At 60.2% G+C, this 12,733-nt stretch carries 10 protein-coding genes; 4 read left to right on the forward strand and 6 right to left on the reverse strand.

The genetic code is table 11. The features are described 5' to 3' along the window. Window positions 1-20: 20 nt before the first annotated feature. The 3 genes from corC (at window position 21) to ggt (ending at window position 4,520) form a co-directional block, all read left to right on the forward strand. A complete protein-coding gene (corC, locus tag ABD997_RS00560) occupies window positions 21-905 on the forward strand; it encodes a CNNM family magnesium/cobalt transport protein CorC (RefSeq protein ID WP_345315067.1) in 885 nt (294 codons plus the stop codon). Continuing rightward, window positions 902-2,431, forward strand: a complete 1,530-nt coding sequence (lnt, locus tag ABD997_RS00565) for an apolipoprotein N-acyltransferase (RefSeq protein ID WP_345315068.1) — start codon at window positions 902-904, stop codon at window positions 2,429-2,431. Before corC ends, lnt begins: the two co-directional genes overlap by 4 nt. Before the next feature lie 394 nt (window positions 2,432-2,825). Continuing rightward, window positions 2,826-4,520 (forward strand): gamma-glutamyltransferase, encoded by a 1,695-nt coding sequence (ggt, locus tag ABD997_RS00570; RefSeq protein WP_345315069.1) that lies wholly within the window; start codon window positions 2,826-2,828, stop codon window positions 4,518-4,520. Window positions 4,521-5,724: 1,204 nt separating this feature from the next. Here ggt and ABD997_RS00575 read toward each other — a convergent pair. The 4 genes from ABD997_RS00575 to serB form a co-directional block, all read right to left on the reverse strand. Continuing rightward, window positions 5,725-6,084 (reverse strand): hypothetical protein, encoded by a 360-nt coding sequence (locus ABD997_RS00575; protein ID WP_345315070.1) that lies wholly within the window; start codon window positions 6,082-6,084, stop codon window positions 5,725-5,727. 848 nt (window positions 6,085-6,932) lie between these two features. Further along, on the reverse strand, window positions 6,933-7,343 hold the full coding sequence (locus ABD997_RS00580) for a hypothetical protein (protein WP_345315071.1): 411 nt from the start codon (window positions 7,341-7,343) through the stop codon (window positions 6,933-6,935). Window positions 7,344-7,428: 85 nt separating this feature from the next. After that, window positions 7,429-8,796: a DNA repair protein RadA gene (gene radA, locus ABD997_RS00585; RefSeq protein ID WP_345315072.1), complete on the reverse strand. Its 1,368-nt coding sequence runs from the start codon at window positions 8,794-8,796 to the stop codon at window positions 7,429-7,431. Between the two features lie 328 nt (window positions 8,797-9,124). Next, window positions 9,125-10,021, reverse strand: coding sequence for a phosphoserine phosphatase SerB (gene serB, locus ABD997_RS00590; RefSeq protein ID WP_345315073.1), 897 nt, complete (start codon window positions 10,019-10,021; stop codon window positions 9,125-9,127). 80 nt (window positions 10,022-10,101) lie between these two features. Between serB and ABD997_RS00595 the strand changes: the two genes are divergently transcribed. After that, complete coding sequence (locus ABD997_RS00595; protein ID WP_345315074.1) at window positions 10,102-10,725, forward strand: AhpA/YtjB family protein; 624 nt, start codon at window positions 10,102-10,104, stop codon at window positions 10,723-10,725. A 62-nt stretch (window positions 10,726-10,787) separates the two neighbouring features. Here the strand turns inward: ABD997_RS00595 and deoD are convergent, their stop codons facing one another. Together deoD and ABD997_RS00605 are read right to left on the reverse strand one after the other, a co-directional pair. Beyond that, window positions 10,788-11,492: a purine-nucleoside phosphorylase gene (deoD, locus tag ABD997_RS00600; RefSeq protein ID WP_345315075.1), complete on the reverse strand. Its 705-nt coding sequence runs from the start codon at window positions 11,490-11,492 to the stop codon at window positions 10,788-10,790. A gap of 24 nt (window positions 11,493-11,516) precedes the next feature. After that, complete coding sequence (locus ABD997_RS00605) at window positions 11,517-12,731, reverse strand: phosphopentomutase (RefSeq protein ID WP_345315076.1); 1,215 nt, start codon at window positions 12,729-12,731, stop codon at window positions 11,517-11,519. Window positions 12,732-12,733: the final 2 nt, after the last annotated feature.

Below are 12,733 nucleotides of genomic sequence, written 5' to 3' on the forward strand. Positions count from 1 at the left end.
TTTTTAGCCAAAGAGACAACATGAACGAAGACCAACCCCCGTCGAGTAGCAGTAATAAGGGCAAACCGGGCCTGCTGGACCGGATCTCGCAACTCTTTACCGGTGAACCCCAGAATCGACAGGAATTGGTGGACGTGATCCAGGATGCCGAAGAGCGGCATCTGATCGACTCCGACACCAAAGAGATGATCAACGGCGTCCTCGATGTCGCCGAGTTGAAGGTGCGGGATCTGATGATCCCCCGCTCCCAGATCATTGCCATCGAAAAAAACCAAACGGTGCCGGAGTTCCTTCCCATTGTTATCGAGTCCGCCCACAGCCGCTTCCCGGTGATCGATCGCGACAAGGATCACATCGAGGGGATCCTTCTGGCCAAGGATCTGCTGGCCTGGGGCTTTGGCAATGACGCCGACTTCACCCTCGACAAGGTGCTGCGCCCTGCGGTGGTGGTTCCCGAGAGCAAGCGGGTCGACGTCCTGCTCAAGGAGTTCCGCTCCGAGCGCTACCACATGGCCATCGTTGTGGACGAGTATGGCGGTGTCTCCGGCCTCATCACCATCGAGGATATTCTCGAAGCGATTGTTGGCGACATCGAAGATGAAACCGACGCCGAAGAGGACAACCTGGAACATATCCGCCGCATCAGCCGGCAGGTTTGGTCGGTGGCGGCCCTGACCCCCATCGACGAGTTCAATGCCCACTTTGACTGCGGCTTCCCCGACGAGGAGTACGACACCGTCGGTGGCCTCATCAGCCACGCCTTCGGCCACCTGCCGGAGCGGGGCGAGAGCATCGAGATGGGCGGCTTCGAGTTCAAGGTGGTCAGCGCCGACACCCGGCGCCTGGTGCAACTGCAAGTTCGTCAGACCCACACCGACAGTATCAAGGATCATTCTGCCGCGTGAACCCCAAACATCGACCGCTAGCGGGGCTTTCCAGCCCCGCTTTTCATTATCTGCTGGCGCTGCTGTCCGGTATCCTGGCTCACCTCGCCTTCGCCCCCTACCCCCTCTGGCCACTGCTGCCGCTCTCGCTGGCGCTGCTGCTTTGGCAAACCCGGGGGAAAAGTGCCGCCACCGCGGGCCGCCTCGGCTGGGCCTGGGGCTTCGGCCTCTTTGCCGCCGGGATCCGCTGGGTCCATGTCAGCATCGACACCTTCGGTGGCATGCCCCTGGGAGTGTCACTGGCCCTGATGGCCCTGCTCTGCCTCTACCTGGCGATCTACCCTGCCCTGGCGCTCTACCTGCTGAACCGCTTTTTCAGCCACAGCCTGCTCAGCCGAACCCTGGCGTTCCCGGCTCTCTGGCTGGTGGCGGAGTGGCTGCGGGGCAAGATGCTCACCGGCTTCCCCTGGCTCTGGTCCGGCTACAGCCAGCTCGATGGCCCCATGGCCTCCCTGGCTCCGGTTATCGGTGCCCTGGGCCTGGGCATGGCGGTCAGCTTCCTGGCCGCCGGTTTGGCCGCCCTGGCCCAGGGACGGTGGCGCTACGGGATGATCCCGCTCTGCCTGGTGCTGCTCAGCGTCCTGGCAACTTGGGCACCCCGCCCCCAGCAGGATGGCCGCACGCTGGATGTTGCCCTGGTCCAGGGCAACATCGCCCAGAGCCTCAAGTGGGAGCCGGAGAACCTCTGGCCGACCCTGACCCGCTACCAGGATATGAGCCGGCCCCACTTCGACGCCGATCTGATCATCTGGCCGGAAGCGGCGGTGCCCGCGCCGGAGGTGATGGTGAAGGATTTCTTGGTGATGCTGGATGCGGCCCTCAAGGAGGCCGACACCCCGCTCATCTCCGGCATCATCAGCATGGACCCGGACAAGAACTTCTATAACTCCCTGCTGACCCTCGGAGAGTGGCAGCAGGTGCCACTGCTGCCGACCGACCCGGGGCGCTACCACAAGCACCAGTTGCTGCCCATCGGGGAGTTTGTCCCCATGGAGGATCTGCTGCGGCCCCTGGCGCCCTTCTTCAACCTGCCGATGTCCTCCTTCGCCCGAGGCGATTTCCTGCAGCCCAACCTCAGCGCCGCCGGCGTCACCCTGGCACCGGCGATCTGCTACGAGATCGCCTTCCCGGAGCTGGTTCGAAGCAACGTCCACGCCGACACGGATCTGCTGCTGACCGTCTCCAACGATGCCTGGTTTGGCGACTCCATCGGCCCCCACCAGCACATGGCGATCGCGCGGATGCGCTCGCTGGAGCTGGGTCGGCCCCTGCTGCGGGTCACCAACAACGGGATCACCGCCGTGGTCGACGAGCGGGGCCAGATCACCGCACAGTTACCGCAGTTTGAGCAGGGAGTGCTGCGCACCGACGTTTCCCTGGTACAGGGGCAAACCTGGTTTAACCGCCTCGGCCAAGACCCGCTGTACGCCCTGGCCGTGCTGCTGCTGGTACTGTCAGCCTGGGCCGGACGCCGCGCCAGAGACTGACGGCTCACGTATCGACGCACCACAAGGGCAACCCTAGGGTTGCCCTTGTGCTTTCTCTCTTGCAACTGAAAGGGCTTAGCCCATCGAGATCAGCACCTAGATCAGCTCCTAAATGGCTGTTCCTAAATATGCGCCACTTTCGTGAAAGCTCAGGCTCCCTGGGCTTTGCTTCGGCTCTTAGGAACTAGAGCTTAGGAACTAGGCTCTTGTTCCTAGTTCCTAAGCGCTTTGTGCTCCTCTGCATCAGGTTGCTCTCGCGAACGGTAGGGTGTGGGACAATTCGGAACAGTTAGTTAGAGCGCCGCCCAGTACCGTGCCGGTCAATGTGCGCGACACAGCGTCAAACAAGCATGGTAACCTGCACTTTGTGAATAAAAACAACAGGCAGGGAGCCATGGCACGCATAAGACAACTGATCCTCACCACCCTCATCGCCACAACCAGCCTCAGCACGGCGGCCTTTGACCGGGTCTCCGGTCAGCCCTTCGCCTCCCGCTCCCCCGTGTATGCCCAGCAGGGGATGGCGGCCACCAGTCAGCCACTGGCTACCCAGGTGGCGCTGGATATCCTCAAACAGGGCGGCAGCGCGGTGGACGCGGCCATTGCCGCCAATGCCGTCCTGGGGCTGGTGGAGCCCACCGGCTGCGGCATTGGCGGCGATCTGTTCGCGATCGTCTGGGACGGCGAACAGCTGCACGGCCTTAACGCCTCCGGCCGCAGCCCGCAAAGCCTCACCCTGGACGTGTTTGAAGCCCAGGGGCTGGAATCCATCCCCTCCTACGGCCCCCTGCCGGTCTCCGTACCCGGCGCAGTGGATGGTTGGTTTGAGCTGCACGGCCGTTTCGGCAAGCTGCCTATGACCACGCTGCTGGCGCCGGCCATCCAGTACGCCGAAACCGGCTTTCCGGTATCGGATCTTATCGCCTACTACCTGGACCGCAGCGCCGACCGGTTAGGTAAATACCCGGGCTTTAAAGAGACCTTTATGCCCGAGGGCGCCATGCCCAAGACCGGCGAGATCTTCAAAAACCCGGGGCTGGCCTACAGCTACCGACTGCTGGCCGAGCAGGGCCGGGACGCTTTTTACAAGGGCGAGATCGCCGAGCGGATCGACCGCTATATGGCCGAGCACGGCGGCTACCTCACCAAGGCGGACTTGGCCGCCCACACCAGTGACTGGGTGGATCCGGTCAGCACCAACTACCGCGGCGTCGATGTGTGGGAACTGCCCCCTCCGGGTCAGGGGATCGCCGCACTGCAGATCTTAAAGATGCTGGAGGGCTATGATCTGGCCGCCATGGGCCGGGAGAGCAGCGAGTATGTGCACACCTTTGTCGAGGCCAAGAAGCTGGCCTTTGAAGACCGGGCCAAATACTACGCCGATCCGGACTTTGCCCAGGTGCCGGTGGCGCAGCTTATCAGCGACCAATACAACCAGGACCGCGCCAAGCTGATTGGCCCGAAAGCGGCCAAACGGCTGGATGCGGGCAACCCGGCGCTGTATCGCGGCGACACCATCTACCTGACCACCGCCGACAGCGAGGGCAATATGGTGTCGCTCATTCAGAGCAACTACCGGGGCATGGGCAGCGGTATGACCCCGCCGGGCCTGGGCTTTGTCCTGCAAGACCGAGGCGAGCTGTTCTCCCTCACCACAGGGGAAGCCAACAGCTACGCCCCGGGCAAGCGCCCCTTCCACACCATCATCCCCGCCTTTGCCACCAAAGACGACAAACCCTGGCTCAGCTTTGGCGTGATGGGCGGTGCCACCCAGCCCCAGGCCCATGCCCAGATCATCATTAATCTCATCGACTTTGGCCTAAACCTGCAGGAAGCCGGTGACGCCCCGCGGATCCTCCACACCGGCTCCAGCCAGCCCACCGGTGAGCAGATGACCGACGGCGGCGTGGTCAGCTTGGAGTCCGGTTTCCCCTACCTCATCCGCCGGGAGCTGATGGCCAAAGGCCACACAGTGCAAGACACCTTGGGCGCCTACGGCGGCTACCAGGCGATCCTTTGGGATGAGCAGAACCAGACCTACATCGGCGCCTCGGAGAGTCGCAAAGACGGCATGGCGGCGGGGTACTGAGCCGAGGGCGGCCCCTCAGCGCTCCCCGTCTTAGACGGGGGCGGCTTAAGTTTTGGGGGCCGCTGTCGCGGCGGACGTGAGGTTTAGTGTGCTGCGCACGGCTGGGTGTTCGTGGGCCGCTGCGCGGCGGGGGCTTGAAAGAATGAGTGTGCTGGCGCACGGCTGGGTTTGCCGGGTGCGGCTCGGCGGCCGCCAAGGGCTTCGCCCTCTGGACTCCCTTGTGTCTCCCTGCGGCCGCTCATCTTTGGTCGAACGGCGCCCGATGGGCAGGAAGCCCAAGTGCCGCGATCACAGGGAGGTGAAGGAGCGGCCTCGAAGTCGACAGAGCAAAGCGTGGGTATTCGAATTACGTGAGTCGACTTTGCCTCCGGTGCGCTCTCGCTGCGGCCCGGGCCAGAGTCGGCTTTATCGCTGCTCGCTCCCTACTGTGCGATAAATGTCCGGCTTCGGCTTTCACCCATGCCTCCGCTGGCCTTTAGTGCCCCTCTGACCCTCTCCCTTGCCTTACCGGGGCTTCACTCGGGCACCTCTAATTCGGCCTAAAAGCGGGTGGGATGTCCGTCTTCGAGCCGTGACTGGCTGATGACAACAGGGCGGCTATTTCAAATTTTCGAATACGAATGTATTCGTCTGCCCAAAAATCCGCGAACAACCTTTTTTATGTGGGATTGAACAGGTGACGACGACCGCCTGTCGCGCCGTGTTTATGGTGGTGATTCATAACCAGTCACCTGTGACAGCCATACCACCGACAAACCAAGTCCAGAACAGGGCGAAGAGTGTCCAAATGTGTAAAAAGTGACAGAACTTCGGCCCACTAAATCTTAACAGTGAATAGATAGCAGAAGCCGCAGCAACCGTCAGGCACACATATAGCGGCATTATTAACGTGCTACTTGTGTATCCCAACCTGCCGAGGATAAGAGAAAAACCCAGAACGCAGAGCAAAAATGCTGCGTGCATCGATACTGCTATCCGATGCACGCCTGCGTACTTCTCCGCACGCCAGAACCCACAAGACACACCAATACTCATCCCGGCATAAAGCAGGTTGAACAGAAGTTCCTGTGTGCTATTTAGATGTTCCATATCCGTATCGCGCTAACGCCCTATTAATGGGAAAAATCAAGTTGGATAGAATGTGAAGCGGAGCTAAATCAAGCCAATTTAATTTTCTCCACTTTAAACATTTTGTTATGAAATGCTAATTGTCAAATGTCCACTTGGCGTCATTTCCAGAGCACTCAGAAGTGAATTTAAAATCCTTCGTGCCAACAGGTTTTATCTTGTATTCTGCAAATGTGAAGAAATCTTCCAGTTGTGATAACTTTAGATGTTTTAGACAGTGGATCTCCAGTTTTTTAGACGATATCTCACCAGACCAAAACTGAGCCATAAGTACCTTAGATAATTCTTTGGCATTGTAGCTATCGCCTTGGTAGTAATAACTTCCATCAATCCTTAATTCTACAAAAATATGGTCATCTGTTTCATTTGGCATCATCTGACATGAACAGATAAGAAGAGGAGATGCTATTAAGAACTTAGACTTCAGGTTGAGCATATACTTCCTTGTGTGAATAACGCTTGCCGTAAACGGCACAAAATAGCAGGCTAAAATTGGCGACGAAGGAGCACAAGCCTGCTGTTTTGTGTCCTTGGTTTAACGGCCTTGTTAGGTGCGATTTTGATCAATATCATGACCACAGTTATAACAATTTGAAGATGGTAAGCGATATTTGTAAAAACCTTGCATTACTTGATTTCTATGACACTTTTGGCAGGTATAACCTAAAGCTTTAATTACTAATAGAATACCAAGCACCATGCTACCGATATAAAACGGATTAACAAAGAAATCATCAACGGTTGTTCGTTGGAATTGATAACCTATGATGCATAAGATTAACAAACCCAAATATATTTTAAACTGAACACTACGCTTCAATTTAACCTCTCTCTCAACAGAGCACCTAACAGTGTGTTTATTGCGCCTACAGGCACCTTTGCAGGCGCAATAACTCCAGCGAAAGTTCGCTCAACGTACCAAGCGATCCCCATTCAATCAATCTCTTAGATGTCATTTTCGACTGTCCTTTGGGTGAAACAGAGCGGTCATCCGGTGAAAGTTCGCCAACGCCACGAGTGACCGCTTTTGGCGCTAAAGCGGCCATGCTCTGACCTCTCATCGCTTTGCTGGAGGTGGGGTTGAACAAGGTTGAGGGCCATGGATGGCCGGAGAGGGCGCAGTGGAGGATGGGTGAGGTGCGCAGCGCCCCTTTCCCTGCCGTCGCCAGCGCCGCAAACCGCCGTGCGCCAGCACACTAACCCCGGTTCAGGCCGCCGCGCCAGCGGCCCACCAAACAATGATGCTGCAACTCCAGGGGGAGATCAAGAGGGGCAACGCCCCGCTTACTGCCCGTCCTCGCGGTAACGCTCAGGATCAAACTCACTGACATAAATAAGCCGGCTTAGGCATTGGGGATCCGTCGGCGGCTTACAGATCAACGCCGCTGGCGCTACCGGCGCAGCGCTGGAGGAGGCGTCCGGCGTTGTGTCCGGCAGGAAGAACAAGATCGACAGGAAGGAGAAGGTTAAGGAGAAGGGGATGTGGGTCAGGGCATAGCCCAGATGCTCACTTTTCGTCATCGAGTGGTCGAAGATCGCCACATAGATATGGATCAGCACGGTAGCCGCCACCGGCAGGGTAAAGAGCAGCAGCAGGCTGCCGGAGTACTCGATGCCGATAAAGTGCAGCAGGATCGCCGCGAAGATGTGCACCATGGAGATCAGCGGCGGCAAGGCCAAAAGCAGTTTTAACATAGGGTTGGACTCATAGGATCAGTAAAAGCGGTGGACGGCCAGGCTTGGTGACCGCCCACGGGCTCCCGCCAGCGTGGGGCGGCGGTTAAATCGCCTCCAGCGCCTCCGACAGCTTGCCCACGGCAATCACCTCCAGCCCCTCGATAGGTTGGCGTGGCAGGTTGCCCTTAGGCACGATGGCCCGTTTAAAGCCGTGCTTGGCGGCCTCGGAGAGGCGCTCCTGGCCGTTGGTCACCGGGCGGATCTCCCCGGAAAGCCCCACTTCGCCAAACACCACCAACTCCCGCGCCAGCACTGAATCGCGGAAACTGGAGACCATCGCCAGCAGCAGGGCCAGATCGGCGCCGGTCTCCGCCACCTTGACCCCGCCCACCACGTTGGCAAAGACGTCCTGGTCCGACATCAGCATGCCGCCGTGACGGTGCAGTACCGCCAGCAGCATCGCCAGCCGGTTCTGCTCCAGCCCCACCGCCACCCGGCGTGGGTTGGCCAGCTGGCTGTGGTCCACCAGCGCCTGCAGCTCCACCAGCAGCGGTCGGGTTCCCTCCCAGACCACCATCACCACGGAGCCCGGCGCCTGCTCCTCCCCGCGGGAGAGGAAGATCGCCGATGGGTTGGCCACCTCCTTGAGTCCGGTGCCGGTCATGGCAAACACCCCGAGCTCGTTGACCGCGCCAAAGCGGTTCTTATGGCTGCGCATGGTGCGGAAGCGGGAGTCCCCCATGGAATCGAGCAGCACCGAGCAGTCGATGCAATGCTCCAGCACCTTGGGGCCGGCCAGGGTGCCATCCTTGGTGACGTGACCCACCATGAAGATCGCCACGTTGTGCTGCTTGGCGAAACGGGTCAGGTAGGCGGCGCTCTCCCGAACCTGGGCCACGCTGCCCGGGGCGGACTGAACATCCGCCATGTGCATCACCTGGATGGAGTCGATCACCATGATGGCGGGCTTCTCCCGCTCCGCCACCAGGCAGATCTGCTCTACTGAGGTCTCCGACAGCATCTTGAGCTTGTCCGTGGGCAAGCTCAGGCGGCTGGCCCGCATCGCCACCTGCTGCAGCGACTCTTCGCCGGTGATGTAGAGGGCATTCATCTGCTGTGACAATCGGCACATCACCTGAAGCAGCAGGGTGGACTTACCGGCGCCGGGGTTGCCGCCGATCAGGATGGCGGCCCCGGGCACAACGCCGCCGCCGAGCACCCGGTCCAGCTCGGAGTAACCGCTGGAGAAACGGGGCATCTCCCGCAGGTCGATCTGGTCCAGGGTCTGGACCTGGCTGCCACCGGCACCGGCATACCCGCTGTAGCGGTCACTAGTGCGGGCGCTCTTGGCGCTGCCCAGGCGGACTTCGGTCAGGGTGTTCCAGGCACCGCAGGCATGGCACTGGCCCTGCCAGCGGGGGTGGTCGGCGCCACAATCGTTACAGACGTAGGCGGATTTTGCTTTTGCCATGAAATGAGGGCCTTGAAGTCATTAGGAGGTAAGGATGCGCGCCATTATCACAAAGTCATCACTGCGGTGACAATGGCGGGGTAGCGGGCTTCAAAGCAAGAAGCAGACGAAGATGAATAACGTCGCTGTCCCCCAAATCTGGGCTCAGTCCCCATGAAGTGTTGAAGATCACGCTAGCAATGACAGTCAATGGAACTCGATAGCCCACCAGCGCTTCGCACGCTATTAGGATCTAGGGCCTCGCTATAAGTTCCTAGAACCGAATTCCTAAGGGCCTGGCTCCGGGCGCCTGAGAGCCCCCATAACAGGAGGTGGGCCGGAGAGGGATTTAAGGACGCAACAGGGCCGGGATCGCGTCCAGCCCCAGGGTGGCCAGATGCACATCCACCTGCGCCGCCACCGCTGGCTTGGCCCGGTAACCCACCCCCAGGGCGGCACGCCCAAGCATCGGCAGGTCATTGGCCCCATCGCCCACCGCCAGCCACTGGGTCGCCGGGATCCCATGCTGTTGCCCCAGTTCAGCGAGGATCGCAGCCTTACGCCGGGCATCGACGATGGGGCCCTCAACCTGGCCCGACAGGCAGCCATCCAGCTCCGCCAGATCGTTGGCCTCAAAGTGATTCAGACCCAGCTGCCGGGCCAGAACAGCAGCGATGCGGTTGAAGCCACCGGAAGCCAGCGCCAGCACCCACCCGTGACGCTTGAGCTGCTGACACAGGGTGGTCAATCCCGGGTTGAGCGGCAGTTCGGCGGCGATCTCGTCCATTACGTCGGCGGGGATCCCCTTGAGCATGGCGACCCGCTGGCGCAGCGACGCCTCAAAGTCGAGGCCCCCCTGCATGGCCCGTTCGGTCACCTCGGCCACCTGGTCATACACCCCGCCACGACGGGCAATCTCATCGATGCACTCGATGGCGATGGCGGTGGAGTCCATGTCCATCAGCAGGAGGCCGGGCTGGGACAGCGACGGCGTCGAGGCCGGCACCCTCACCCAGGCCCAGCCTTCGCCGCTTGCCAGCGACAGCGCCGGGATAGCGGCCACCTCCGGCCCTTGCCAGCCCTGCCGCGTCAGCAGGCCCACCACATCCTGTACCACCGGCGTCAGCCCCTGGGTCATGGTGGCAATCTCGGACGATGGCAAAGCGGCACTTCCCTGCCTCAGCAGCAGCAGGGTCTCCTGGGTGGGATCCCAGGGAGAAAGGGGAGATGAGGGGGAGACGGCCATGGCGATTCCTTTGTTTTGCTTATGCGGGGTAACCGGACCATTATAGAAAGTGGACCGTTGGAAGGAACTTATAAAACAAGATGTTATGGGAACAGCGCCTGCGATTTATCAGGTTATTCAAAATGGCCATCACCCTGGCACTCTTTGCTGCGGTGCTGATCGTCTGGCAGCAGCAGCGCCAGGCCCAACAGCAACAGCTGGATCGGGAGGCCTTAGCGCTGACACAGCAGCTACTGACCCATGCCAGCTTCAGCGCTGCCGCGGCCCTGAAGCGGGATGATGATGAGTTACTGCAGTGGGTGGTCGAGTCGCTGGTAAAGAATCCCAAGATCCTCTCCGCCTCCCTGTTTGACTACCAGGGCCACCAACTGGGCTTTGCCCAGCGCCTGTTTCCCGAAGCGCACGCCCCGGAACCTGCCATCATCGAGCGCTCCCTCGAACGTCACCGGGTCCTGACCACCCCGGTACTCTACCAGGATGAACCCCTGGGTTACCTTAGGATCCGGGTCAACCAACGACTCTACTTTTACCCGCTGCGCCAGATGCAAAAGGATCATTTCCGCCAACTGGGCTTACTGCTGCTGCTCAGTGGACTGGTGGGCTGGCTGCTGGGACGAACCCTCTCGGTCAAGCGGGCCGGTTACAGTTACCGGATGCGCCGGGCGAGGCAGATCAAGCAGGCCCGAAGCCGCCAGCGTGGCTGAACCAATAAAAAAGGGCGCTTCATCGAAGCGCCCTTTTGCCGTGGTTCTCTGTGCTGCCTGGCTTACAGCAGGGAGTCCAGGGTCATCACCAGCATCTCGTTGAAGGTGGTCTGGCGCTCCTCGGCACTGGTGGCTTCACCGGTACGGATATGGTCGGAGACGGTCACCACACAAAGAGCGTTGGCGCCGTATTCTGCGGCCACACCATAGAGACCGGCGGCCTCCATCTCGACGCCCAGGACACCCATCTTCTCCATCACGTCAAACATCTCCGGATCCGGGGTGTAGAACAGGTCCGCGGAAAAGACGTTACCGATGCGTACCGGGATGGACGCCTTCTCTGCCGCATCCACCACCTTGCGCAGCAGGCCGTAGTCGGCAATGGCGGCAAAGTCATTGTCTTTGAAGCGGGTGCGATTGACCTTGGAATCGGTACAGGCGCCCAAACCGATGATCACGTCACGGACCTTAACGTCGGTGGAGATGGCGCCACAGCTGCCAACCCGGATCAGGTTCTTCACGCCGTACTCGGTGATCAGCTCCTTGGCGTAGATGGAGCAGGAGGGGATCCCCATGCCCGAGCCCATCACGGAGACACGCTTGCCCTTGTAGGTGCCGGTGAAGCCGAGCATGTTACGGACATCGGTGACCTGCTCCACATCGTCGAGGAAGGTTTCCGCAATGTATTTCGCGCGCAGTGGGTCCCCAGGGAAGAGGACGGTGTCAGCGAAAGCGCCTTCGGGCGCGTTAATGTGAGGGGTGGCCATCAATAGACTCCAGCGTTTTATCAATTACAAAAAAGAGGTGCCGTACTCCATCGGAGTCAGGCGAAAATGACTGGCCAGGCTCTGGCCAATGTCGGCAAAGGTGTCGCGCTTCCCCAGGTCCCCGGGGGTCACGCCCGGGCCGAACAGGATAACGGGCACATGCTCCCGGGTGTGATCGGTGCCGGTCCAGGTGGGATCGCAGCCGTGATCGGCGGTGATGATGACGATGTCATCCGCCTTCAGGCGCTCCATCAATTCCGGTAAACGGGTATCAAAATACTCCAGTGCCGAGGCATAGCCGTTGAGATCCCGGCGATGACCGTAGGAGGAGTCAAAATCCACGAAGTTGGTGAACACCAGGCTGTGGTCTTTCGCCTCGTCCACCGCCTTGAGGGTGGCATCCCACAGTGCCTCAAGGCCGGTGGCCTTCACCATGTCGGTAATGCCGCTGTGGGCATAGATATCGGCAATTTTCCCCACCGAAATCACAGAACCTCCATCCTCCGCCAGCTTGTCCAGCACCGTCGGTGCCGGCGGCTTCACCGCGTAATCTTTCCGGTTGCCGGTACGGGCAAAGTCCATGGCGCTCTGGCCGACGAAGGGACGGGCGATGACCCGGCCAATGTTGTAAGGGGTGAGCTCCTCACGGGCGATCTGGCACAGCTCATAGAGCTTCTCCAGGCCGAAGGTCTCCTCGTGACAGGCGATCTGGAACACGCTGTCCGCGGAAGTGTAGAAGATCGGCGCCCCGGTGCGCATATGCTCCTCCCCGAGACGTTCCAGGATCACCGTACCGGACGCATGGCAGTTGCCGAGAAACTCGGTCAGCCCCGCCCGCTTAAGGATCTTATCGGTGAGCTCCTTGGGGAAGCTGTTCTGCTTGTCGGTGAAGTAGCCCCAGTCAAACAGCACAGGCACCCCCGCCATCTCCCAATGGCCACTGGGGGTGTCCTTGCCGGAGGAGAGTTCGGCGGCAAAGCCATAGGCCCCAACCACCTCCTCCTCGAGGTTAAAGCCCGCGGGCACCTTGCCGGTGCTGCCATAGGCCAACCGGGCAAGGCCGAGTCGGGACAGGTTTGGCAGCGAAAGTGGCCCAGAGCGGCCTACTTCAGCCCCCCCTTCGGCACACACCCGAGCGATGCTTCCGAAGGTATCGGCACCCACATCACCAAACTTGTCGGCATCGGCGGTGGCGCCGACGCCGAAAGAATCCATCATCAATACAATGGCACGAGCCATGC

The organism is Ferrimonas gelatinilytica, assembly GCF_039544205.1.
Taxonomy (GTDB): domain Bacteria; phylum Pseudomonadota; class Gammaproteobacteria; order Enterobacterales; family Shewanellaceae; genus Ferrimonas; species Ferrimonas gelatinilytica.